Origin of the sequence: Pseudomonas sp. 58 R 12 (genome assembly GCF_900005865.1) — a bacterium.
Lineage (GTDB): Bacteria > Pseudomonadota > Gammaproteobacteria > Pseudomonadales > Pseudomonadaceae > Aquipseudomonas > Aquipseudomonas tritici.
Map to the genome: position 1 here is coordinate 1 of NZ_CVTP01000027.1, position 23,785 is coordinate 23,785.

Genomic DNA, 23,785 nt, shown 5'->3' on the forward strand with positions numbered 1-23,785 from the left:
GCCCCGCTCAACTCCATGTTCTTGGTGCTCACCAAATCACTGGCCACCACCTTCAACTCACGCCCCGCCGTCAGCGACACGTTGCCCGCGCTAGAGCCAATCGTGCTGCCGGTCAAGGTCATTTCATTGGCTGTGCCGTTGTGTTTGGAGCTGTTGATGTACAGCTTCTGGTTGCCGGTCATGTCGTCCAGACCGAGCTTGTTGCCGGTCAACACGCCGGTGAGGTCGCGGTTCTTCTCCTTGTGCATGTCGGTGCGGGCGAAGGTGTTTTGCGCCGCGTCGATGGTCAGGTCGCGGCCAGCCTGCACGGCGAGGTCGCCGGTGCTGACCAGGTTGGAACCGGTGACGATGGCATCGCGCTTGGCGGCGACGGTGACGGTTTCGCCGGAGACCATGCTGCCCAGGGCGGTGGTGCGTTTTTCGTCGACTTTGTCTTGGACTTTGCTCGACTTGAGGCCGCCCCAGCTGCTTTTGCTTTCCTTGCGTTCGTGACGGGCGCTGTCTGAGTTAGTGACGGCGAGGATGCTCACGTCCTGGCCGGCCGCAAGTTGCGTGGCGCCTTTTTCGGCGGTAACGGCGCTGCCGGCCAGCAGCAGGTTTTCACCGGCCACGACGGTGCTGTTTTTGCCGGCGCTGACGAGGCTGCCGACGTTGTTCATGGCGTCGGTTTCGTCGAGGCGGAATTTCTTGCCCTGGGAAGTTTTTTTGGTCTTGCTGTAGAAGCTGTAGTCCTGGTTTTCGGCGGCTTTGAGCTCGAGGTTTTTGCCGGATACCAGGTACGCCTCGTTGCCGGCCTTGATCACGCTGGCGACCAGTTGCAGGTTCTGCCCGGCGCTCAGGGTGGCGTCGCCGCCGGCCTTGATCACGCTGGAGACTTGCTGCACGTGGTCTTCGATGCTTTTGATCTTTTTCGAGTTGTAGGTCGAGTGCTGTTCGTTGGCTGCCGCGATGGCGTTGAGGTCGCGGGTGGCAATCAGGTTGACGTCGCGTTTGGCCTCGACCTGGCTGGCCACGGCGCTGATGTCGCGCCCGGCGATCACGTGCAGGTCGCGGCCAGCCTCGACCACGGAGCCTTGCTGGGCGATGGTGGTGAAGTTGGAACGGGTGCCGATGGCGCCGCTGTCGAGGCTCTTCGAGGCGGTGATGTTGACGTCGCCTTTGGCCTGGACCGCCATGTCAGCGCCGCTCTTGAGCACGCCGCCGACGTTGTTGATGTTGCCACCGGCTTTCAAGGCCAGATCGTTGGCCGATTCGATGCGCGCGGCGCTGTCGACGAAGTCGCTGCGTTCGGTGCGGTAGCTGCTCGCGCTTTCGTGGGTGGTGACGCTGCGTTCGTTGAGCAGGTCGGCGCCGGCGGCGAGGTTGACGTTGCCCGCGCTGATCACACCGCCCGCACGGTTGCTTATGTTGTTGCCGGCCAGCACATCGAGACGGCCGCCCGCTTGCATCAACCCGCTGTTGGCGAGGTCGCCGCCAACGTTCGCCAGCAGGCTGCCGGTGGCGCGCAGGGTGCCGGCGTTATTGAGGTTGCGGCCAGTGATCAGGCTCACGTCACTGCCGGAAATCAGCGCGCCATTGGGCGCCAGGCGGTTGTTTGCCTGGGCCAGGTACAGCACCGGCACCAGCACTTGTTGGCCGGCGACGGTGGTGTTTTCCAGCCACACGATGTCGTGGGTCAGGGCCGCGACTTGTTCGGCGGTGAGGCTGACGCCCACTGACAGGTTGAGCGCGGTTTTGCTGCTGATGGCGTTGTCCATCAGGTGCTTGAACAGGTCGGCGTCGCTGGTCTGGCCGTCGATGAAACGCTGGCCGGTGCGGGCGAGGACGGCTTGCTGGATCAGGCGCTGTTCGTAGAAGCCATCACCGAGGCGACGTTGTGCCGTCTCGGGGTCGTAGCCGAGCCGGGTCAGCATGTAGTCCGAGCCGAGGAACTGGCGCATGTCGGTGAACAGCGGGTTGGTTTCGATCAGGTACTTGTGCGGGCTGGCCGCGAACTGGCTGGTGGGCAGGCCGTTGGCGCCTTTGCCGTCGTTGAGGTGGAACAGGCTGTTCTGCCCGGTGGGCAGGTCGAATCCCGGCAGGCTCAAGGGATTGACCTGTTGCTGGGTGAGGTCCGGCGGCAATTGCGGGTTGAGTTTCACCTCGGTCGAGTAGCCGGGCGCATGGGTGTTGGCACCGCTGCCGACATAGGTGTAGCCACGGTTCACGACCCGGTTATCGATGCCGTCCTGGGCCTTTACGTCCGCGGCGCCACCGGCCTGGATGACGGCGGCGTAGTTTTGGTCGGGCGCCATCAGTTGGGTGGTTTTGCGCAGGGCGGTCTTTTCGTCTTGCATCTTACCGATGAACGAAGCCAGGCCGGCTTCGACACCGTCCATGTTCTGGCCCGCCGCATAGCGCTGGGTGAACGCAGCCGCTTCGCGGTACCAACCACCCGGCTTGCGCTCACGTTCGGAGGTAAAGACCCGGTCGTATTGGGTGTCGTGAGTCACCAGGCCGACGTTGCTCAGTTGATTGACGCGCACGGTCATGGCGCCGCCGGCGGCAATGCTACTGCTGCTGTTTAGCAGGTCGCCGCCGCTCAGCAGCATGTCGCCGCCGGAGGTGATGCTGGAACTTGCGGTCGCGTCGCTGACGATAAAGTGATCACGCACGGTGATCTGGAACGGTCGGTTCTGCTTGCCGCCGTCGCAGTCGCCACCGGTCACGCCAAAGATACAGGCAGTGGGTGTGATCGAAGCGCTGTAGATGCCCGATTGGGTGGTCAGCACGGTACGGATGTTATCGATCGTGCTGGCGGCCAGGATCAGGTTGCGCTCGCTTTCGATCGTCCCCGAACTGTTGATGATGCTGGTGGCCGCCGCGCCTTGCCCGTCGCGATCGACGCGCAGGTTGCCCATGGCGTAAATCGTGGCGCCGAGGTTTTTCAGGCGGTCGGTGCGCAGGTTCATGTCGCCGCCGCTGAAGATCAAACCGTGGTCATTGAGCAGGTTGTCTACGGACAGGTCGAGGTTGCCTTGGCTGGCGACGGTGCCGCCGACGGTCCAGTCCAGGCCTTTGCCGGCCAGGCTGCGAGTGCCGAGCAATTGGCCGGTGGCGGTCTGGTTCAGGTTGTCGACGTTGACGGTCAGGCGCCCGGCCTGGATCGCCGTGCTGTTGGTCCAATCGGTTTTGTCGAGGGTCAGGTCGCCGTTGGTGACCAGGCTGCCGCCCACGTCATCCAGGCTGATGCCGCTCAGGTCGAGCACGCCGGTGCCCACGTGCAACACCTTGCCGCCGGTGTTCTGGAAGGTGTTTGCAGCGAGGCTCAACTGGTCGTTGGCGGTTTCCAGGCTGCCGCTGTTATTCAACAGGCCGCCGATGGCGTAGCGGGTTTTACCTGTGTTGCCCAGGGCGCGCATCTGGCCGCTGTTGTTCAGGCCGGCGCTCGCGACATCGAGGGTCGTGGCGCTTTCGATCAAGCTGCGGTTGGTCAGGATACCGCGCAGGTTGACGTCGATCCGGTTGCCGGCGATCTCGCCGCCGTTGTCGACATTGACCCCGGTAAGACTCACACCGCTGCCGGCGAACAGTGTGCCGTTGCCGTTATTGAAGTTGATCGCGTCAACCACTGCGTTACCGGCTTTGGCGGCGATGCGCCCACCGTTGTTATCGAGGGTACCGGCGGTGATGTTCAGGCCGCCCTGCTCGCTGTGGATCAAGCCGTCGGCGCCGTTTTGCAGCAGGCCCGTCGTGGTGATTGCCACCCCGCCGTTGGCGGCGAGGGTGCCTTTGTTCTGGTTATCGATGCTGTTTGCGAACAGCGTCAGCAGGCCCTGGCTGGCGAGCTTGCCGCCCTGGTTGTCGATGTGGGCAGCGCGTTGCACCAGCAACGGCCCGACACTCGCCAGCTTGCCGTTGCGGTTGATCAGGTCGCCGAGCAAATCCAGGGTGATCGAGCCACCGCCGGTGAGGTTGCCGGCGCTGTTGTCGAGGCGGCTACCGTGCAGGGTAAACGCGCCGGTGCTGTCGATGATGCCGCCCTGAGTGTTATTCAGCAGGCCGTTGACGGTGAGGGTTTGAATGCCATCGCTGAGCAGTTGGCCTTTGCGATTGTCGAGGCTGTCGGCGGTGATGTTGAGCGCCTGTTTGGCACTCAGTGTGCCGCCCTGGTTGTCCACCTGAGCGGCGGTCGCGGTGAGGGTGCGATTGGCGATCACCGTGCCAGTGTTGCTGATGTGCTGGCTGTCGAACGTGACGTCGCCAACGGCATTGCGGGTGTTGTCGGCGTTGACCCCGGCTTCAATGATGCCGGTGTTGGTCAGTTGGCCGTTACTGGCCAGGGTGATGCTGTCGCGAGCGGCGAGAGTCTTGCTGTTTTTCAGCGTGCCCTTGGTCTGCGCCTTGAGGCGGGTGCCCGCATAGACCGCGCCCTTGGTCTCCAGGCTCGCGGCCTTGATATCCACCGCGCCGCTGGCGGCCGCCTGGGCCATGCTCAAGTGGCCGCTGGCGTCGAGCTGAATATCGCCGCCACTGGCGGCCAACGTACCGTCGAGCTTTACGCCCACGCCGGCTTCAGTGCCCACCAGCTTGATGGCGCCGGCGTACATGCCGCCCAGGGCCGAGGAGTCAATCGCCAGTTCCGGTTTCGCGCTGCCGTCATCGGCGCGCACGGTGGTTTTCAGGCTTTGCGCGTCGACATCGTTGCGCCCGGCAATCACGGTGAGCTGGCGTGCGTTGATCGTTGCATTGATCTTGGCGGTGCGGGTGATGATCTCGAAACGGTCGACGTTGCTGGCGTTCAAGCCCTGGCCGTCGATGGTCACCGCACCGCCATCGACCTGGTAGTGATCCAGGCGGCCGACTTTATCGATGACGGGTTTGCCGGTGGTCAGGGTGACGTTGGGCGTGTTGATAAACCCGCAGCCGTTGCAGCTGACACCGTAGGGGTTGGCCACGATGACCTTGGCCGACTGGCCCGCCACTTCGGTGTAGCCACGCAACTGGCTGGGGCTGCCACCGTTGACTTCGTTGAGGATGACGTTCGCCGCGCCACCCTTGAGGTTGGGGTTGCCGACGATGATCCCGCCCAGTTGGGTGCTCTGCACCGCGCCCGTGGCATTGTTGAGAATCACGCCATTGGGGCCGACGTTATAGTCCTTGAACTGGTTATGGGACAGGCCGCTGCCATTGGGTGTGGCGATGTTCACCACCGGCACGCCATTCCCTGCCTGGCCAACCGTAGTGCCCGGGCCGCTGACCGCAATGCCGTCGGCCTGGGCCAGCAGCGGCTGCCAGAACAGCGCGTTGGCCAGGATCAGTGCCAGGCCGCGTTGGGTCAGGCTTTTCAGGGCGGTAGCAGGGCGAGCGTCCATATTCAAAATCTCAAGGCAGCGGTGTTGATTACAGGAAAAAATCCAGGCGGAAATAGATCGGCGCTTCGCGCTCGGTCACCACGCCAGGTCGCTCAAGGGAATGGGCAAAGGTCACGCTGGTGCTGACGTTTTTACCGCGGGCGAACAGCTCCAGGGAGTTACTCGACACGCGACCATGCTCGTCATCGTTGTAGCGATCGTTGCGAATCACGCCCTGGTCATAACCGACGCTGGCGCCGTACTCGGCAAAGGCCGGGCGCATCCAGTCGAGGGTGACCGGGCGCGCCCAGCGCACTTCGTTACGCCAGTAACCGCCGCTGTCGCCGTTCAGTTGCTGGTCCTTGAAGCCGCGCACCGAGTAAGAACCACCCAGGCTCATGCGTTGCGCCGGGTACAGCACGTCTTCACTGCGCTGCCCGGTGGCGAGGCTGGAAAAACTCAGCGACTCGCCCCACAGCGTGAAGGGCTGCAGGTAGCTGACCGTGGCGGTGTACTTGCGATAGCGCGGGGTCGCCGTGAGGTTGCCGTTGGCATCCCGCTCTTGTTGATTGCTTTGCGCGTCGAAGGCGCCAATGCCGTTTTGCATGCCGACGTCCAGGTTGACGAAGGCATTGCCGATACGTCGGCCATGGGTGAGGCCGACTTGAAATTCGCTGAGGCGGTTGCTGCTGGTCGACAGGCGCGAGTCAAGCAGGTAGTTGTTGGTGCGCAGGTGCGACAGGCCGACGTTGACCGAGGTCTTGCTCACATCGTCGCGATGAATAACGCGTTCGGCACGCAGCTGATGGTTCTGGCTGTCGCCGTTCTGCTTGAGTTTGAGGTCATCCAGCATGAAGAAGGTGCGGTATTCGCTTTCGCTGTAGGTGTAACTGAAGTTCCACCAGCCCCACGGCAGGTTGTAGTAGAGCATGCTGCTTTTCGAGGTTTTCTGATGGTCGCTGATGGCGTCGTGGCCGCCGCGCAGGATCAGTTGATCGGCCAGGCCCAACGGGCTGTCCCATTCAAGTCCCGCGCCCCACTGCTGTTCGCCGGTGCTTTGCTGGCCGTCGTTGTTACGCGACAGGCTGGCGCGCCAGGGCTTTTGCGGCACGTTCTTGACCAGCACTTCACTGCCGCCTACTTGGCTGCCAGGGGTCAATTCCATCTGCGCCTGCTTGGACGGCAAGCGGCTGAGCTGGTCCACCAGCTGCTCGACTTCGCGCAGGTTGAGTGCTTCGCCGACCTTGCCGGGAAACGCCATGGCCAGCTCGCGGTCGGTCACGCTGCTGCCCTGTGCGCCCTTCAGCCCTTCGAGTTTGCCTTCCACCACCAGCACCTGGAGATGACCGCTGGAGAGGTCTTGTTGCGGCAAGTAGGCACGGCTGGTGACCCAGCCTTTGGCGATGTAGTAGTCGGTGATGACTTTGAGCAGTTCATTGAGCTGCGCCACCCCCAGGCATTGGCCGACATAGGGTTTGAGCAGCAGTGTGCGGTCGCCGCCGGACAGGCTGTCGGCGCCCTTGAGTTCGATGTCCTGGATGGGAAAGCAGCGGGTATCCGCCGGCAGTGCGGGGGCCTGGGGCTTGGTATCTTTGCCGGGCAGGTCCTGGAGTTCTTCCAGGCGTCGGCGCTGCTCTTCGAGAAGGCGATTCTGGCGGTCGCGGATCAGGTCTTGATCCCCAGGCGTAGGGGCGGCCGTGGCGCTGTTCAAGCTCAAATAAGCGAGCAGGAAAGTGCATAGCAGATACCGAGTCCGTGGCGATAACAAAGACATGTTCGATCCATCGAAAATCAAGGGCGGCAAACTAACATCGAACTTCCGCTCACTCAAAGAACAGAGCGAGTTGAATAATTATTCAAGCTGTTCGCGCAACTCATTGATTATTAACAATTAAAAACTATCAAACAGACATACGACTTATTACTGGAAGTTATATTCCGACAAGCGGCAGCTGTATTGATGACGATTTCGCCGGAGAACTTAATAATTGCCACTAGTTGGCCATCAAGTTCTTGCCGAGATAAGTTAGTACCGAAAAAGTCAGAAAAGTTCGCGGAGGTTTTGTGAATTGGATCCCACTTATCGGTATTTACCAAAATCGTTCCCACGTTGCATGGGAACGATTTTCCAGCGTTCTTCTTAGCTGGCGTCTTTGTTCTGATCCTTGCCTGGCACCAGGGTCAACCCAGGTTTTTCTACATCACGGGAGACATGGGATTTCACCTCCGCGACACCGCCTTCCTCGTCGTTATGGATCACCAACACCCCAGGCCGACGCAGTTGCTCAAGGTCACCTTCGCCGAGGCTGAAGCTCTCGCTCAGGTTTTTGTCAGTAAGCGCCTTGGCCTCGGCCCGGCGCTGGGCGAACTTGCGACCTCGGCGTTGTTGGTAGCGCGCCCAACTGATCAGGATGACGGCGTTGAACAGGGCGATCCACAGGTAGATCTGCAGGGTATTGAGCGCGGCGAAAATCGGCGCCTCGAATCGAGGGCCACCATGTGTCTCCAGCATCGACGTAATCCCACGTGCCAACAACCAGATCAAGCCGGCCCAGGCCATCAGGGTCAACAGTACATCGATGACCCACATCACGGAGCGTTGGCGGGTTCTGACCAGTTTCATGATCACGCCTCCTCATTTTCGAGCGGTTTGATACCACGGTCCGGGCTGACCCAGCGCGCACGCTTCTGATGCTGGTTGAACAGCACTTTTGGAAAACTGACCAGGGTGGTAAACAGGCTGACCAGCCAGAACACCATCGGGTACCACACTGTCCAGAACAGGGTTTTCCACAGGTCTTTCTCGTAGCGGCGGTCAATCAGGATGCTCACCGCAAACTGCAGCAGGCACACCATCGCCAACACCAACCCGGTAAACGCCGGCGGCATCAACGACTCGACAGCAATCGCTTGTGGCAGCGGGATGAATTTGCCCACGCCCCAGAAGATCACCGACAGCAAAAAGGTGAAGGCCCAGCCGGTGGACAGGCAGTATTCGAACAGCAGTGGCCACAGGTAGCGGTGACGCCATTGCCAAATGCCGCGGATATTCTTGAACAGCACTTCGGCGCCGCCCTGGGCCCAGCGCAGACGCTGTTTCCACAGGCCACCGACGGTTTCGGGCATGAGGATCCAGCACAGGGCACGGGGCTCGTAGAAGATGCTCCAGTGATCGAGTTGCAGCTTCCAACTGACATCGATGTCTTCGGTGATCATGTCGGTGCTCCAGTAGTCGATGCGGTCCAGCGCCTTTTTACGGAACGCCACCACTACACCGGACACCGTGAAGATCCGACCGATTACCCGCTGCGTGCGCTTGATCAAGCCGATGATCGAAGAGAACTCGCCGACCTGCACGCGGCCGATCAGGGTCGAGCGTGTGCGGATGCGTGGGTTGCCGGTCACGGCGCCCAGGCGTGGGTTGTCGAGCATCGGCGCGACCAGGTAGGCGGCCGCGTTTTTATCCAACAGCGCATCACCGTCAATGCACACCAGGTATTCGCTGCGCGCGGCAACGGCGCCCATGCGCAAGGCCACCGCCTTGCCCTGGTTCTGCGCCAGGTGCAGCACGCGCAAGCGTGGATGCTGCAAGGCCAGGGCATCCAGTACCGCTGCGGTGTTATCCGAGGAACCGTCGTTGACGGCGATCACTTCAATGTTCGGGTACACCTGGGCCAGCGCGGCCTCCATGGTGTCGGCGACGTTCTCCCCTTCGTTGTAGCAAGGGATGATGATCGAGATCAGCGGGTCGCCGGCCAACGTTGGGGCCGGCGTGTCCTCTTGCCAGGGCCAGTGGCGCTCCCAGTGCAGCCAGAAATACAAACCGCCTGCAATCCACAACCCTGACATGAACAGCGGGTAGAAAAACACAAAGTCCATCAGGAACTGCCCGGTGACCAGGAAGATCAGGCCCAGGGGCACACCCAATACCAATGCCAGCACGAATAAAGCCAGGATTCTGTCGAACATGGTCAAGGGTTCCATTGGTTGGAAAGGGCCGGACGCACAGTCTTCAGGTCCGGGGAGTTTTCCAGGAAGTTGTCCGGGTAATAACCAAAACTCGTAACACCCTGGCGCTTGAGTACGCCCATCCATTCAGCCAACTGCGTGGCGCTGATATCCGGCGCGGCCTTGGTGCGCCAGTCTTTGGCTTGCAGTTCGAATACGGTCCGGTCGAGCGCACCGGGGCGAGCCTTGACCGTGGCCACCAGTTTTTCCAACCAGGCGTTGGAGTTCTTCAAGGTCTGGCCTTCCATCAGCGGCATGGCCATAGGCGCCGTCCAGTCGTAGGTCTGGAGGAAATCATCGAGGTTTTGCGCAAACCAGGCTTCGCTGCCGGGGTTGAGCATCGGCTCGGCGAAGATATTGCGCGCGGTCAACACCTGCGGACCACGGATGGCGCGGAACTTGGCGGTCAATTCGTTGGTGAAGTCGATCAGGTAGCGGCTCTTGAAGCGGGTCCAGCGTTGCATCACTGCCGGGTCGGCGCGCAGGGCGGCGATGGTGTTTGGCAGGCCGTTGGCGGCGTACACCTTTAGCGCTGCGGGGCTGGCGTCTTCAAAGTCGCTGAGCAGCGCATCATCGTGGTACAGCACGCCGTCGACAGCACTGTTGCCGGTGCTCGCCAGGTCCTGGTAGATCTCGCCGATCATCTGCCGCACCTTCGGATCGAACGGTGACAGGCGCTGGTATTGATCCGGATCGATGCTCACCTTGCCGGTTTCCGGGTCCCAACGCGTCACGCGCGGCAATTTGGAGTCGAGGGCGAAACTCAGTACCGGCATCCAGGCAAACACGCTGGCGCGGGCACGGGTGTGCAACTGCCAGGCGACACGGTTGAATAGATCGGCACGCATCGGCAGGTGGCGGTTGGGGAAGTACAGCGAATGCACCAGGCCGTCACCCTTGGGGTCGGCGTAGGCTTGCAGGAATACGGTCACGGAGCCCATATCCACCACACGCTGTACCAGCACATCGAGGTTGCGCGCCTGTTGCACAGGGTCGGGGTCGTAGACGTGGTCCAGGTCCACATGCAGGACGCGCAGCGGGGCCTTGGCCTGCACCGAGACGATACTGCTGGCAAAGTGCTCGCCGTCTGGATCGGAGTCCACCAGAAAGCGCGGGCTGTTCATCAACTTGTTCGAGTCGTCGAGACCGTCGTCCAGGGTCAGCGCCATCTCATAACCGTGCTCACCTACGACCGCGAGCGAGGTGCCGTCGGCTGCGCCATACGGCCATACCCACACCCGGGGCGCCTTGCCGGTGACTGCACGAATCTTGTCTGATATCGCGGCCACGTCAGCCCGCATCCGCGCCTGGAACTGCGCTTCGGTTTCATAGCGATTGGTCGCCGGATCAAAGCGCCGCGTCGTGGCGGCAGGCTCCAGGTTTCCCTGGGGGTTGGCCAGGATGCCCTTGTGATTGGCGTCGGTATGGGCAGCGATTTCCACCAGGCCGGAGCGGGACACTTCCCGAATCTGCTGCCAGGTCAGGAAGTCGCCCCGTGGCCGTGGCGTACCGGCGAAGTCCACCGGCTGGTTCAACGGCGTATCGATCCAGCTGCCTACCGGCGCGAGCAATGCCGGCCAGTTATAGGCACGCAAAATCGGCATCACGCGGGTGTAGAAGCTGGAATAGCCATCGTCGAAACTGAGCATCACGGCTTTGGTTGGCAGTGGCGGCCCACCCCGGCGAGCGGCAAGGACCTGATCCACGCTGACCGCCTGGTAGCCGTTCTCCCGCAGCCAAGCCAACTGCTCGATCAAACGCTCGGTGCGCACCGCCACCACCGCCTGGTCGGGGTCGGTATCATTGACGTCGTGGTAGGCGATGCCCAGGAAATGGTTTTTCGGCCACGGCGCTTCATTGGCCAGTATCGGGCGCTCGGCGGGTGGCGTGAATGGCGCGGGTTGCTGGGCGCAGGCGCTGGCCAGCAATACGCCCAGGACCAACAAACAACGGCTGAGGAGGGTCATGATCAGGCTCTTCTAGAAACGGTAAGTGAGGTCGACGAGCAGGCGCAGATCGCGTTCGCGATCGCCGTCATACGTTCGGCTGACCAGGCTCAGGTTGGCGCCGGCTTCCAGTACGTCGTTCCAGCGAATACGCTGGCCGTAACCGATCAAACCGACACCGCCGGCGGAGTAATCCTGTTGGCGATAAGTACCCGCACCGATCTGGAACTGCTGACTCCACTGGGTCTCGTAGCGGTGATAAAGCACATGGTTGACGTTGACGGTGGGCATCACGCCGAAATCCGACTTCGGGTTGAAGTACAGCGTGTCTTCCTTGCTATTGCGGCTGGCACTGACTTCCAGGCCCAACTCCACTTGCACCTTGGGTGAGCTGTAAATGCCCTCGCGGCCAGTGAGCAAGGCTTCGATGCGGTCGTTGCCATCGCTGAAATGCGACGGGCTCACGGCCAGTTTCCACTCGCGGCTTTCGTTGGCACGCCAGCGGATAAAACCGCTGCCGCCGTTGGCCGTGACATCGGTATTCAGGGCGCGCAACGGAGTGGTCGCCGAGAGGTAGTCGAGGCTGCCGCCGTATTGCCAGTGGTCGTTGATGTCGCGGGCAATCGATACGCGCGCGCCTTGTTTGGAGCCAAAGCCGTAGGAGTGGTTGGACACCTCGGCTTCAAGGGTCATGTCACGGGTACGCCGCTCCACACCCACGCGCTGCCAACGGTGATGGCCGGTACCTTCGGTAAAGTCGGCGGTGCCGTAGCCCACACCGGCGAACAGGCGCCAGTCTTCGTCGATGGGCGGCGTGTAGACCACGCTTTCAATGCCCCAGTCACGGCTACCCGTTATCGCGCCGGCCTCCTCGTTATTGCTGCCACCGTAGCTTTTACCGGTGTAGGCCTCGACGCGGACTTCGGCCATGTCGTGCACATTGCGCAGGCGATTGAGGCGCTGTACCTGGCGGTTTTCCGGGGCACGGGCGACGACGTCGTCGGTGAGCATGTCGAGTTGGCGCCACTCCTGCAGGTCCAGCGCCGTGAAGCCTTGGGACATTTCCACGCCGATGTCACGCGGGCTCTGGTTTTCAGTTTCCTTGAGTGAATCTTCAGCGCGTCTTGGCCACTCACGGGCACGGTACATCTCCGCCTGCGCCAAACGCACACCGATGCTGCCTGGGGCTTTATTTCCCAAAGCCTCCAGGTTTGCTTCGCTGGCGTTCAGGTCATCGCCATAGGTACCGGCTTGGGCGGCCAATTGTTGGGCGTCCATCCACTCGTCGTTAGGGTTGCCGATGGGCAGGCCCTTGAGTTCAACCCGAGGTTTCTCGGTGCTGGCCAATTTATCGGCAACAACGCGTGCCTCTGCCACCTGGTCGTTTTCCAACAAGGCGTAGAACAAGGCAGAACTGTCTTTAACGTGATCACCGGGGTCGGCATCCGCAGCTGTCAACGCCTGGCGATACAGCGGTGCGGCCTTTTCCGGCAAGCGCTGGTCGAGGTAGGCGGCAGCGACCCAGCGCACGGCATAGGTCGGCAGTTGCACACCTTCGGCCTTGAGCGTTTCGTACTCACGAATCACCTCAGCGGTGCGCGCCCGCGCCTTGAGCGCGCCGAGGCGGTCGATGCGCCAGACCACCACGTCGCCCTTGGCGCTGGCGTCGGGGGTCCAGCGCGCGAGCAGTTTGTCGTAGGCCTCAAGTGCGCGGTCGGCGATCACAAAGCGTTCTTTCTCGGTACGCGTGGCGAACTCGGCCATACGCACGCGCTCGGCGGCCAGGTCGCCCTCGAGGCGGCGCTGCGTGACTGCATCGATCAGGCCCGGGCGCTTGGCCGACAGACGCAAGGCGGCTTCCGGCAGGCGAGCCTTTTGCAGGGCGACGATGTATTCGCGGGCGACTTCAGGTTTGTCGCCGGCGCGGATAAAGGCCTGGTCGAATTCAAACAGCGCGTCGTAGTTCAAATCGGCGCGGGTCAGCGCGTAGCCCAGAGCCATGCGCCGGTTGGGGTCATCGGGCTTGGCGGCTACCAGCGCGCGGGTGCGTTGCACGGCTTCGCTGGTTTTGCCGCCGTCAGCCTGGGTAAGGGCCAGGCCCAGTTGCAGGTCGACATTGTTCGGTTCACGCAACAGCGCTTTGCGATAGACCGCCTCGGCCTGCGCCCACTGCTTCTGGTTGCGATAGGTTCGCGCAACCGTGGCCAGCGCCTGGGCGGTCAAGTTGCGATTCTGACCCTGTGCCTCGTACACCTTCAGCACTTCGGCATCCTGGCCGGCCCAGCCAGCGATCACCACGTGGTCGCTGATCTGGCCTGGCGTCTGGCGCTCGGCAGGCAATTGGCGCAGTTGAGTCAGGGCGGGTGTGAAGTTGCCGTTGCGCGCCTGGATGATCAGGGCGTCGTAGGCCGGGTCGGCCATGGCAAAGGTGGGCATCAGCAACTGGCTGCACAAGGTTACCCCGATGAGCAGCCGTAACCGGCCTGAGGCACTGAGTGGGAGATTTCGCAGCATATCGTGAGCTTCCTTACACACGGAAAGCTGTAACGATGGGTGGTCCTGAGCGATTTGCATCAGGGTGTCGGCGTCTCGTGACCCGACCTAGCTTTCCTGTATGAACTATCCCCGACGCAGGTACGAAAAAGGACAATGCATAACAATTGTTCAGAATTGCCCTGTGAATCTGAAAATGAATGGGGGAGCAGACTTGCCTGCGATAACGGGTAACCCATCAGCACGAGTGCCGACCGTTGACCCTTATCGCGGGCAACCCCACTCCCCCATTATTTATTTCTGGGCGATGACCCAGTTTTTACTGTGCGCCGCCGACCGCACCGACTTTTGACATAACGAAACCAATGAACTGCTCGACCGTCATTTTCTGGCCGTTGAAGGTCACTTCATTGTTAGCGTAATGCAGCTTGGAAACCACGTCGCTGCCCACCAGGGTCGCCAGTTGTGTGCCAACGGCCATGCCGCTGACCATTTCGCTGGCCATCTGGGATTGCTGCTCGATGGCTTTAGGATCGGTCACACCGCCAACCTGCGCTTGCAGGGCGGCAACGTCGGCGATCATTGGCTTGGACAGGGTCAGGTTGGCGTCCAGCAGCGCGACCATTTGCTTGCCCAACTCAACCGGCGGCAATTCCATGGAGGTCGGCTTGGCCAGGTCCAGCACCAGGTTGAACTTGCTTTCACCGTGGGTGGTTTTCAGCGACAGGTTTTCCAGCGCCACGTGTGGCTTGGCGGCCAGCAACTGGCCGACGTTGGCTTCAGCCAGGGCCTGCTCGGCTTCAGTCAGTTGCAGCTCCGGCACCGGTTGGCCGGCGGCGGCAGCAGCTTGCACCGGCTGCATCTTGTCCTGATACAGCTTGGTCAGCAGCAGGCCAGAGGGCACATCGATGTTCTTCACGCTCAGGGCCATGGCGGCAGAGCCCACGGGTTTGCCCTGATAGCCGATCTCGTCGATCTTGTAGTCGACGCGGCCAGACATGTTGTTGTCTTTGACTTCGCTGGTGTCTTTCTGCTCGAAGCCCTTGAGGGTCATCACGGCTTTCTGTGGGCCGAAGGTGAGCTTGGTGTCGGTCAGCTCTATCGTGTTCTGCCCGGTGTAGAAGCCGAAGGTGGATTTCTCCAGGTTGCTGGCCACGGTCAGGCCGGCGAATTCAGCGTCGAAGGGTGCGCCATTGGCATCGACCACAGCCAGTTTGAGGCTGTTCATGTAGCCGTCGACCTTGACCTTCTTGCCCTCGGCGGTGCTGTCGAAATCCAGGTTGAGGCCAGAGAAATTCACCGAAGCCGTCTCGTCCTTGAACTCCAGCGGCAGCAGTTCCAGATTACCGCTCACCGAACGGCTGTAGCCGATATTGGCCACGCCTTTGAGCGGTGACACGTCTTTGGCGGCGGCGAACCATTTCTCAGTGGTGGCGTTCTTTTCCAGCGCGTAGTGACTGGTCGCCATGACCGGCAGCCATTTCAGCGATACCAGGCGCGAGAACGGCAGCGGGCCGTGTTCGATATGGTCGACAATCAGCAGCTCGGGGTTCGGGTTCTGCTCGCCGAAGAACGAGCCCTGGCCCTTGAGGCGATAGTGCGCGGTGCTGCTGAACAGGCCACGGTCCAAGGACACCAGCTCCAGGGCAACAGTGCCGTCGACGCCGGCCATGGAACGTTGCAGTTCCTTGTTGGCGTCCTGCACCGCCGTTTGCAGCACGGGCTCCAGCTGCTTACCGGTGTACCAGGCACCGCCTGCACTGACGACGCCAACGGCGACAACGAAACCCAAAAGAACAACGGCTGGCTTATTCATGAAGTGACCTGATCAAATCCTGTGAGAAGTGGGCTGTCTTCCTTGAACCCCGAAGGGGATTGGCTCAAGCCCGCCGAAAACGGGGGAAGATTAGCACTGGCGGCCACAAACGGCCCAGCCTTTCAGAGGGATCAGTTCAGCACTAGTTCACGAATACTCCAGTTCTATTTCATCCAACTGGTGGTCGAAACTCTTCAGGCGTGCCGTCCAGGTGTACACCAGCACCTCAAACTCGCGGTGTATGACGGCATTGCCGGGGGTGTCCGACTTGGGGTCGCAGAAGTCCAGCTGGTAGCGCTCGCGGGCCATTTGCGTGGCAACGTCGGACAGTTCCCGCGCGTTACTCAGCCAGTGCCTACCGTCAGCAACCTGCTGATCAAGTGCCACGCACTGTTTTTTCAGGACTTCGAGGCTTTTCTCCAGAGGCGTGCCGGTGAGGTCACCCATGACTTCCTGGAAGGTCCGCCCCGGCTGCCAATAGCTGCCCCAGAAATAGCGGTCGAACACGGTCTCGACCCGGCGCAGGGCGACCTTGGTGTCCCAGATCGCCACGCGGGTCTTGCCTTGTTCGAGGAGTTTTTTCTTCACCCGTTGATTCTGGTAAGAGGCCCACGCCACGACGCCGATGGACAGGGTGCCGATCACCAGGCAGGCACTGTCGAGAAACACCATCGCCTTGTCGAGCTGATGGGCGAGCATCACGCCGTAGAAATAGGTCGCCGATAACAACACCAGTGCGAAACACACGCACCAGAAAGCGGGAGCATAAGGGTTTTTCATTATTGGAATCCCCATGAGCAAACGCGAGCAGTGACAAGCGGATCGTCACGGCGGTCCGCCTGTCAAAGCATAGCTATTCGCTCAGGGTTTGCCGGGTTGTGACGCGTGCGTTCGTCCGCTTTCCCAACCGCCGCCCAGGGCCAGGAACAGATCGATCTGGCTCATGGCAACCTGGGTGTTGGCCGCCGCCAATTGCGCGCGCACATCGGTGTAGGTGCGGGTGGCTTGCAGGTCGGCCAGGAACGACGCGCGGCCGGCCTGGAAGAAGCGGTGGGTCTGCCCTGCTGCTTCCTTGGCCGATTCGCCGGCTTCGGCCAATGCATCGCGGCGTTGCAGTTGCGCAGTGTACTGCGCCAGGCCGGTCTGGGTTTCGCGGATGGCATTGAGCACCACGCCGTCAAAGTGCGCCAGAGCGCCCTGGGTGGCGGCTTCGGCTTCGTGAACGCGCGCGCGGGCGCCGTTGGTCGGCACTGTCCAACTGATCATTGGGCCAAAGCCCCAACGGTTGGTCGCAGGCTGGCCAAGGTTTTCGAGCAGGCCAACGGTGCCCACGGTGGCGCCAATGCTGATATCCGGGTAAAGCGCGCCAGTCGCCACGCCGATCCTCGCGGTGGCGGCGGCCAGTTGACGTTCGGCCTGACGCACATCGGGACGGCGCTTGAGCAACGCCGCGCCATCGCCCACCGGCAGCAGTTGGGCGATGAGCGGCAGCTCGGCGCAGGTGCCAGTGCCCGCCGGCAGTTGGTCCACCGGCTTGGCCAACAGCATCGACAGGCGGAACAGCCCGGCCTGGCGCAATGCTTGGTAGCGCGGCATGTCGGCGCGCAAGGATTTGTATTGGGTTTGCGAGCGCGTCACCTGGGTTTCATCGCCACGCCCGGCGTCACGCAGACGCTGGGTGAGCTTAGTGCTCTGGGCCTGCAGGTCGAGGGACTCATTGGCAATTGCCAGCTCTTCGTTCGCGGCACAGACCTGGGTATAGGAGCGCACGACATCGGCTACCAGGGTGATGCGCGCAATATCAGCAGCCGCCTGGGCCGCGTCGGCACTGGCCTGGGCGCTTTCGATGCCGCGTTGCAGCGTACCGAACAGATCGAACTGGTAGGACGTGGTGATACCCACGCTGCCAATATTGCCCACCGGGACTTTTTCCGTCAGTAAAAACGCTTCGCCAGACTCTTGCAGACGCTGGGCTTCAGCCTTCGCGCCGAAGCTCCAGCCGCCTGCGGACTCCGCTTGCTGGGTCTGAAAGCGCGCACGCTGCAAGTTCGCAGCCGCCACGCGCAAGTCGGTGTTCGACGCCATCGCTTGGCGCACCAGCTCATCCAGGCGCGGGTCTTTGTACAGTTTCCACCAGTCGGCCGGCACCGGCGCCGACACCACGTTGTTACCCTCCCCAACAATTTGCCCTTGCAGATCGCCACGGTTGACGGCGGCTTTATCCGGCAGTGTGTAATCCGGGCCCACCACTTGGCAGGCCGACAGCAGCAAACCCAGCGCGGCGGTCGCCAACAGCTGCTTCATGGTTTGTCTCCGTCTTTAACCTTATCGCCGATGATCGAGACAGTCGCCGTACGCCCGGCGATCATGCGGAAGTCCGCTGGCACATCGTCAAACGCAATGCGCACCGGGATCCGCTGGGCCAGGCGCACCCAACTGAACGCCGGGTTGACGTTGGGCAACAGGTTGGAGCCGCTGCTGCGGTCGCGGTCTTCGATACCGGCGACGATGCTTTGCACATGGCCACGCAGACGAGCGTTGTCGCCAATCACGCGGATATCCACGCTCATGCCGACGTGGATGCCGTCGAGCTTGGTTTCTTCGAAGTAGCCATCGATATGGAAGGAATTGCTGTCCACCACCGACAGCACCGGGCGCCCGGCGGTGACGAACTCCTGGGTACGCGGCGCACGGTCGTTGACGTAACCGTCCACGGGGCTGCGGATCACCGAGCGGTCGAGGTTGAGCTGGGCAGAGTCCACCGTCACCTGGGCTTCAGCCAGGGCAGACTGGGCCCGGGCCACGCGCGATTGGCTTTCTTCCAGTTGCTCGCTGGGCACCAGGTTGCCGAGGCCACGGTTACGCTTGTACTCGCGCTGGGCCTGGGCCAAGGTTTCCTGGCGGTCGGCCACGGCGGCCTGGGCTTGGCGCAGGGCCAGCTTAAAACGGTCCTGATCGACGGCGAACAGCACCTGGCCCTTGGTTACCAACTGGTTATCGCGCACGTCGACGCGCTGGATCAGCCCGGACACGTCCGGGGCGATCTGCACAATGTCGGCACGGATGTGGCCGTCACGGGTCCAGGGGGCAAACATGTAGTACATAACCATGCGCCACACAACGACGACCGCAAACGTCACGATCAACAGCGTCAGGACGACACGGCCGATGGTCAAAAAAGGTTTTTTCATGTCATCAGGTATCGACTGAGTGAGTCCACCGCGCCCAGCAACAGCGCGTAGAGTCCCACGTTGAACAATGCCCGGTGCCAGACCAGGCGATAGAAGTGGACGCGGGTCAACAACCCGTGCACCACCAGAAACAACACATAAGTAATGCCCATCAGCACCAGCAACGTGGGCAGGAACACCCCGCTGATATCCAGATCACCGATCATAAAGGCGCTCCATCGGGTAGCGGCGCTTGCACCTCGGCGCCGCCAATGAATTCCACGCCCGGCAGCAGTGACAGGCGCAAACCAGCCAGCGCGTGCAGCAGATGCAGGCGGGTGTCATCTTCGTCTTGCAAACCCTGGCCGTTGAGGGCGCGACGCGTGCGGTCCAGCGTCATCAGCAGACCGCTGGGCGCCGGCAAGCGTTCACCGGCCTTGAGGCACGCCTTGAAGTAAGCGCCCACGCCTTCCACCACCTGATTGAGCAGCACCCGTGGCACACCGAGGATGCGCGGTGAGTAAGCCAGCAGGTCGAGCAGGTTCAGCGCCACGCGCAAATCGCGCAAGGCGGTGCCGGTGTCCTGGTTGATCAGGGCCAGGCGCGGCAGGTGTTGCATCAGGCGGTCGAGCATTTGCACGGCCATGTGCCGGTGCTCGGCCAGGGTCGCGGGCTCGGTGAGCGTGACGATGTCGCGCCAACTGAAACGCGTCAGGCGCTTGGCCGCCAGTTCAGCACCGAACGGCCGTGCAATCAGTGTCCACACGAAGGCAAACAGCAAGCCCACCGGCCCAGCCAGGTTGACGTTGGCGAAGTTGAGGAAGTCCGCGTCATAGGCGCCCTGGATGCTGATAAACGACGAGGTATTCACCAGCGTCAGCAGCATGCCCAGGTAAAATCGCGGCTGCACGGTGAGCGTGCCGATGCAGATAAACGGCACGGCAAACGCCAGCACCAGCATCGGGAAGTCATGCAGGTTGGGCAGCACCAAAAACAGATAGAGGCTGGCGAACAACACCGACATGGCGGTCCAGAAAAAGAACCGGTAGATCTGCGGTGCGGGGTCATCCATCGTTGCAAAGAAGCTGCAGGCGACAGCAGCCAGGATCACTGCGCTGCCGCCGTCGGTCCAACCCAGCAAAATCCACAGCACCGAAGCAACGATGATCGCGCTGACGGTGGAGAACGCCGAGTAGAACATCAGGCCACGGTCGAGGAAGGGCGTGAGGCGTCCCAGGCGCCAGTGGCGGTAGACGGCGCGCCAACTGTCCTGGCTTTCACATTGGATAGCGGCTTGCAGGCTACGGCAGTCTTGCCACAGGTCGATCCATTCGCCCAAACGGTAAAGGGCGTTGGAGAACAGCAGCGTGTGGCGGTCGTCCAGCGCTTCGCCGTGGGGTTGCAGGGCGTCGACCTGGTCACGCAGGGCGCGCCAGCTGTCCATCGGCGCGCTGTCCTGGGTGTTTTCCAGCCATTGGCGGGTCGCTTCCAGCAATGGCGTGATTTTATCCAGGAACTCCGGCGCGCGATGCTCGATGGCATACAGCGCATCGTCGAGTGCATCCACCACTGGCAGCAGGTGAATCATGCGCCCGCGCAGCTCTTTGGTATTACGCACCGTCTGTGGCCTTGCGCCTTCGTGGGGCAACTGGCCGATCATCAGTTCGAGGGTGTTGAAGGTGGCGACCATGCCGCCGCGCAGCGTGCTGATTTCTTCAGGCTCAACATTGCGGGCCAGAAAGCGCTGGCTATAAACCTGGGCGTCGGCAAACCACTTGGTCACCGAGCCATCGAACACCGGCATGAGACGGCGCGGCCAGAACATCGCGCCCACTAACGCCGCGACGACGATGCCGAGGAAGATTTCTTCGGTACGCGCTTCGGCCACATCCCACACAGCCAGGGGGTTATCCACCACCGGCAAGGCGATCAGCGGCAAGGTGTAGCCGGCCAGCATCAACGCGTAGTTGTTGGCGGTGCGCAGGTGCATGGACAGAAACAGCAACGTGCCCGTCCACAAGGCAATCACCACCACCAACATATAAGGCGACTGCACGAACATCGGCACGAAAATCACCGCCGCCGCCGCGCCCATGAAGGTGCCGATGGCGCGGTACAACGCCTTGGAACTGGTAGGGCCGACAAACGGGCTGGAGACGATATACACCGTGGCCATCGCCCAATACGGACGCGGCATCTGCATAAGCATGGCGATGTATAACGCGATCATCGACGCCGCGAAGGTACGCACCCCATAGAACCAGTCACGGGCGGGCGGGAAACCGGTAAAAAATCCGTTCAAAGCGTCGCCGCCTCGAAGGCGCGCAATACCCGCAGCGCGGCTTCCAGATCGTTGGGGGCGATATCCGCCAGTACGTCCTTACGCAGACGCACCAATTGCGCCTCCACCGCTTGCACCAGCTCACGGCCGCGCTCGGTGAGGCTCAAGGACTTGGCGCGACGGTCGTGGACGTCTTCTGTGCGGCACACGTAGCCGTCTGTGCACAGCCGGTCGAGCAGGCGCACCAGCGACGGGCTTTCCATGCCCGAGGCCTGGGCCACTTTGACCTGGTGCACGCCATCGCCCAAGCGGCCGATCATCAAGAGCGGCACGGCGCAGGCTTCGGAGATGCCGTAGCTCACCAGCGTGGTCTGGCAGATTTTGCGCCAGTGACGGGCGCCCACCACCATGCTGCTGCTCAGGTTCATCTGGAGTTGTTCGAGAGATTGAGGCACTGGATAGTTCGCATACAGTTAGTTTGCTAACTATCAATATGGTAGATGAAGCCACCATCGTCAAGTTTTGAAACAATTTAGCGGATGGGTGGTGGGCGCTGGGGATGGAGAAAGCGGGCTTGAGCGCGGGCGAGTCATTTGAGTCGCTGCAAAACACATGTGGGAGCTGGCTTGCCTGCGATGGCGTTGATCAAGTCGAGGTAGATGTCGACTGACACTCCGCTATCGCAGGCAAGCCAGCTCCCACGTTTAGACCGGGCTGGCTTCAAGCTTACTGTCTGGCTTAAACCCCTCGTCCACCCCGCAACATCAGATTCAACTCATCCACCACCACCGCCCAATCCGCATCCTCCAGAATCTCCTCGCGCAAAAACGCCCTTTGGCTGTCCGTCCAAAAGAACGCATCCGCCAATTTCAACTCCGGTTTGAGCGGCGAATGAACCGCCACGAACCGCTCAATACTCACCGGGTCATTCTCCAGACCCAGCTGTTTGAACAATGACGGCAAACTATGCACGGGCGATTCCATGACGGGCTCCTGAAAGAAAAGAATTAACCCAGTCTAGCGACAGCCCTCGGGTTGCGCCGACGGTACGTTGCACAACACAAACAACCGCGCCCTGGCACCGCCGCCATCCTGGCGACTGAGTTCGCGCCAGCCGACGGGCAGCGGCGCGAATTCATCCGGCGCTTCGTTGCTGCTGATCAACCACACGCGCCGGGTCTCGGCGGGCAGTGCTGACAGGCGGTCGAGATAGATGCGCCCGCCGTCCTGGTCTACCAAGGTACCGAAGCCATACGCATTCGGCCGAGTAGGCGTGCCGTCCGGTTTGGGCGGGGTGTAGAGCTGCAATTGGGCGTCGGTCTGGTCGTAATACACGTAGCTGAGGTACCACATCATGTCGCTGAGGACGATGCGGTCGTCTTCCTGGTAGTTGCGGTTGACGAACTCCACCGGCACGTTGAACTGGTCGTGTTCATCCACGGCAAAGTTGTTCTTCAACCCCACCAGTTCGACGCCGACAAACAGCACAAACAGCGCCACCCCCAGCAGTGAAAACCGCGACGGCAGGCGGTCGATAGCCATCGCCACAAGAACCGGCAAGCCCAAGGCGTATACCGTCAGGTAGCGCTCGATAAACACCGGGGAAACAAATGACACGCCGTAGACCAGCAGCAGTGGCAACAGGAAAAGCAGCGCCAGCAGGCTGGCCGGTCGGCAGCGTTCGCGATCTCGCCAAGCGGTGATCACAACAACAGTCACCAGCAGCAGCGGAAACAGCCAGAACAACGGCGGCCAGAAGCCAACGCCTTCATCCTGGAGCACGAACTGCCAGATCATCGAAGGCAGGGAGAACAGGCTGACCGGTTCTTCCCAGCCTATGTCGCCGCCCACCTTGAGCTGTTCGACGTGTTGCACCAGGTCCAACAGGTTAGGCAGCCAAGGCAGATACAACAGCACAATCGCGGCGTTAGCCGCCCACCATGCCGGGCGGGTGATCAGGCGCCGGTCTCGCGGCGCCGTACCCCAAAGCACACCCAGATAGGCCCAATGCACCAGCACACACAGCGCCGTGAAGTAATGGGTGTAGAAACCAGCACTCATCAACACGACATAGGCCGCCAGATAACGCGTGCGCTCGGGTTGACGCACCCAATACACCAGCGCCAGCGTGGCGCCCAGCAACCACACGCCCAGTAGCGAGTACATGCGCACTTCCTGGCTGTAGCGCACCGCCGTAGGTAATAGCGCCAGCAAAATGCCCGCCAGCACCGCCGCACGACGGCTGGACAATTGCTGCGTCAGCCAGACGCCCAGGCCCACGGCGACCACACCGGGGACGGCGCTCATGCTGCGAATCGACCAGATGCTGTCGCCGAACAGCTCAATCCAGCCGCGCAGCAGAAAAAAATACAGCGGCGGGTGCACATCATGCGCCGCGTGGAACCACAGGTCGGCCACGGCGTATTCGCTGAGCAACAGGCTGGAGCCTTCGTCGCCCCAGATCGCCGCCGCCGTCAGGTTGTAAAAACGCAGGGCCATGGCCAGCGCCAGAATCGGCACCCACCAGAGTCGGCTGATCCAACCGGCACCTTCCCAAGAGAGGCGGTTGAGTGCGGGTAACGTCCCGACCTTTTCGTTTTGCTCTACCACAGACCGACGCACCTCGATTCCCCTGCCCTTGATTGCCTGAGTGCAAACACCGCCACTCTAGGACAAAAGCCCCTGATTCGCTTCTATAACCCGATAAATCGGCAATTTGTGCAGGGCTTCTCCGAAGC

At 61.6% G+C, this 23,785-nt stretch carries 15 protein-coding genes; all 15 read right to left on the reverse strand.

Features of this window, described 5'->3' with window-relative positions; all coding sequences use genetic code 11:
* On the reverse strand, positions 1 to 5,354 hold a 5,354-nt coding region (locus tag BFP95_RS24125; protein ID WP_139115328.1), incomplete at its 3' end, for a two-partner secretion domain-containing protein.
* 28 nt (positions 5,355 to 5,382) lie between these two features.
* On the reverse strand, positions 5,383 to 7,107 hold the full coding sequence (locus BFP95_RS24130) for a ShlB/FhaC/HecB family hemolysin secretion/activation protein (RefSeq protein ID WP_065910826.1): 1,725 nt from the start codon (positions 7,105 to 7,107) through the stop codon (positions 5,383 to 5,385).
* A gap of 366 nt (positions 7,108 to 7,473) precedes the next feature.
* Positions 7,474 to 7,956: a poly-beta-1,6-N-acetyl-D-glucosamine biosynthesis protein PgaD gene (gene pgaD, locus BFP95_RS24135; RefSeq protein WP_065872807.1), complete on the reverse strand. Its 483-nt coding sequence runs from the start codon at positions 7,954 to 7,956 to the stop codon at positions 7,474 to 7,476.
* Between the two features lie 2 nt (positions 7,957 to 7,958).
* On the reverse strand, positions 7,959 to 9,302 hold the full coding sequence (gene pgaC / locus BFP95_RS24140) for a poly-beta-1,6-N-acetyl-D-glucosamine synthase (protein WP_065872808.1): 1,344 nt from the start codon (positions 9,300 to 9,302) through the stop codon (positions 7,959 to 7,961).
* A 2-nt stretch (positions 9,303 to 9,304) separates the two neighbouring features.
* A complete protein-coding gene (gene pgaB / locus BFP95_RS24145; protein ID WP_065872809.1) occupies positions 9,305 to 11,308 on the reverse strand; it encodes a poly-beta-1,6-N-acetyl-D-glucosamine N-deacetylase PgaB in 2,004 nt (667 codons plus the stop codon).
* Positions 11,309 to 11,320: 12 nt separating this feature from the next.
* Positions 11,321 to 13,801, reverse strand: a complete 2,481-nt coding sequence (gene pgaA, locus BFP95_RS24150) for a poly-beta-1,6 N-acetyl-D-glucosamine export porin PgaA (RefSeq protein ID WP_065910827.1) — start codon at positions 13,799 to 13,801, stop codon at positions 11,321 to 11,323.
* A 298-nt stretch (positions 13,802 to 14,099) separates the two neighbouring features.
* A complete protein-coding gene (locus BFP95_RS24155) occupies positions 14,100 to 15,596 on the reverse strand; it encodes a YdgA family protein (protein WP_065872811.1) in 1,497 nt (498 codons plus the stop codon).
* Positions 15,597 to 15,743: 147 nt separating this feature from the next.
* Positions 15,744 to 16,376, reverse strand: coding sequence for an NADH:ubiquinone oxidoreductase subunit N (locus tag BFP95_RS24160; protein WP_065872812.1), 633 nt, complete (start codon positions 16,374 to 16,376; stop codon positions 15,744 to 15,746).
* A gap of 81 nt (positions 16,377 to 16,457) precedes the next feature.
* Positions 16,458 to 17,900 carry an efflux transporter outer membrane subunit gene (locus BFP95_RS24165; protein WP_065879698.1) on the reverse strand — a complete coding sequence of 481 codons (1,443 nt, stop codon included), beginning with the start codon at positions 17,898 to 17,900 and terminating at the stop codon, positions 16,458 to 16,460.
* Positions 17,897 to 18,787, reverse strand: coding sequence for an efflux RND transporter periplasmic adaptor subunit (locus tag BFP95_RS24170; protein WP_049710689.1), 891 nt, complete (start codon positions 18,785 to 18,787; stop codon positions 17,897 to 17,899). The genes BFP95_RS24165 and BFP95_RS24170 overlap by 4 nt, the downstream gene beginning before the upstream one ends.
* Positions 18,784 to 18,993 carry a DUF1656 domain-containing protein gene (locus tag BFP95_RS24175; protein WP_012721577.1) on the reverse strand — a complete coding sequence of 70 codons (210 nt, stop codon included), beginning with the start codon at positions 18,991 to 18,993 and terminating at the stop codon, positions 18,784 to 18,786. The genes BFP95_RS24170 and BFP95_RS24175 overlap by 4 nt, the downstream gene beginning before the upstream one ends.
* Positions 18,990 to 21,068: an FUSC family protein gene (locus tag BFP95_RS24180; protein ID WP_065910828.1), complete on the reverse strand. Its 2,079-nt coding sequence runs from the start codon at positions 21,066 to 21,068 to the stop codon at positions 18,990 to 18,992. The genes BFP95_RS24175 and BFP95_RS24180 overlap by 4 nt, the downstream gene beginning before the upstream one ends.
* Positions 21,065 to 21,475 (reverse strand): MarR family winged helix-turn-helix transcriptional regulator, encoded by a 411-nt coding sequence (locus BFP95_RS24185; protein WP_065872815.1) that lies wholly within the window; start codon positions 21,473 to 21,475, stop codon positions 21,065 to 21,067. The genes BFP95_RS24180 and BFP95_RS24185 overlap by 4 nt, the downstream gene beginning before the upstream one ends.
* A gap of 310 nt (positions 21,476 to 21,785) precedes the next feature.
* A complete protein-coding gene (locus tag BFP95_RS24190) occupies positions 21,786 to 22,031 on the reverse strand; it encodes a DUF2789 domain-containing protein (RefSeq protein WP_049710692.1) in 246 nt (81 codons plus the stop codon).
* A gap of 33 nt (positions 22,032 to 22,064) precedes the next feature.
* Positions 22,065 to 23,669, reverse strand: a complete 1,605-nt coding sequence (locus tag BFP95_RS24195) for a glycosyltransferase family 39 protein (protein WP_065910829.1) — start codon at positions 23,667 to 23,669, stop codon at positions 22,065 to 22,067.
* Between the last annotated feature and the right edge of the window lie 116 nt (positions 23,670 to 23,785).

What these genes read in the sequence shown, in the direction of transcription:
- BFP95_RS24130 (WP_065910826.1), bottom strand. Translation starts at nt 7,107, where the DNA reads ATGTCTTTGTTATCGCCACGGACTCGGTATCTGCTATGCACTTTCCTG.
- pgaD (WP_065872807.1), bottom strand. Translation starts at nt 7,956, where the DNA reads ATGAAACTGGTCAGAACCCGCCAACGCTCCGTGATGTGGGTCATCGAT.
- pgaC (WP_065872808.1), bottom strand. Translation starts at nt 9,302, where the DNA reads ATGTTCGACAGAATCCTGGCTTTATTCGTGCTGGCATTGGTATTGGGT.
- pgaB (WP_065872809.1), bottom strand. Translation starts at nt 11,308, where the DNA reads ATGACCCTCCTCAGCCGTTGTTTGTTGGTCCTGGGCGTATTGCTGGCC.
- pgaA (WP_065910827.1), bottom strand. Translation starts at nt 13,801, where the DNA reads ATGCTGCGAAATCTCCCACTCAGTGCCTCAGGCCGGTTACGGCTGCTC.
- BFP95_RS24155 (WP_065872811.1), bottom strand. Translation starts at nt 15,596, where the DNA reads ATGAATAAGCCAGCCGTTGTTCTTTTGGGTTTCGTTGTCGCCGTTGGC.
- BFP95_RS24160 (WP_065872812.1), bottom strand. Translation starts at nt 16,376, where the DNA reads ATGAAAAACCCTTATGCTCCCGCTTTCTGGTGCGTGTGTTTCGCACTG.
- BFP95_RS24165 (WP_065879698.1), bottom strand. Translation starts at nt 17,900, where the DNA reads ATGAAGCAGCTGTTGGCGACCGCCGCGCTGGGTTTGCTGCTGTCGGCC.
- BFP95_RS24170 (WP_049710689.1), bottom strand. Translation starts at nt 18,787, where the DNA reads ATGAAAAAACCTTTTTTGACCATCGGCCGTGTCGTCCTGACGCTGTTG.
- BFP95_RS24175 (WP_012721577.1), bottom strand. Translation starts at nt 18,993, where the DNA reads ATGATCGGTGATCTGGATATCAGCGGGGTGTTCCTGCCCACGTTGCTG.
- BFP95_RS24185 (WP_065872815.1), bottom strand. Translation starts at nt 21,475, where the DNA reads ATGAACCTGAGCAGCAGCATGGTGGTGGGCGCCCGTCACTGGCGCAAA.
- BFP95_RS24190 (WP_049710692.1), bottom strand. Translation starts at nt 22,031, where the DNA reads ATGGAATCGCCCGTGCATAGTTTGCCGTCATTGTTCAAACAGCTGGGT.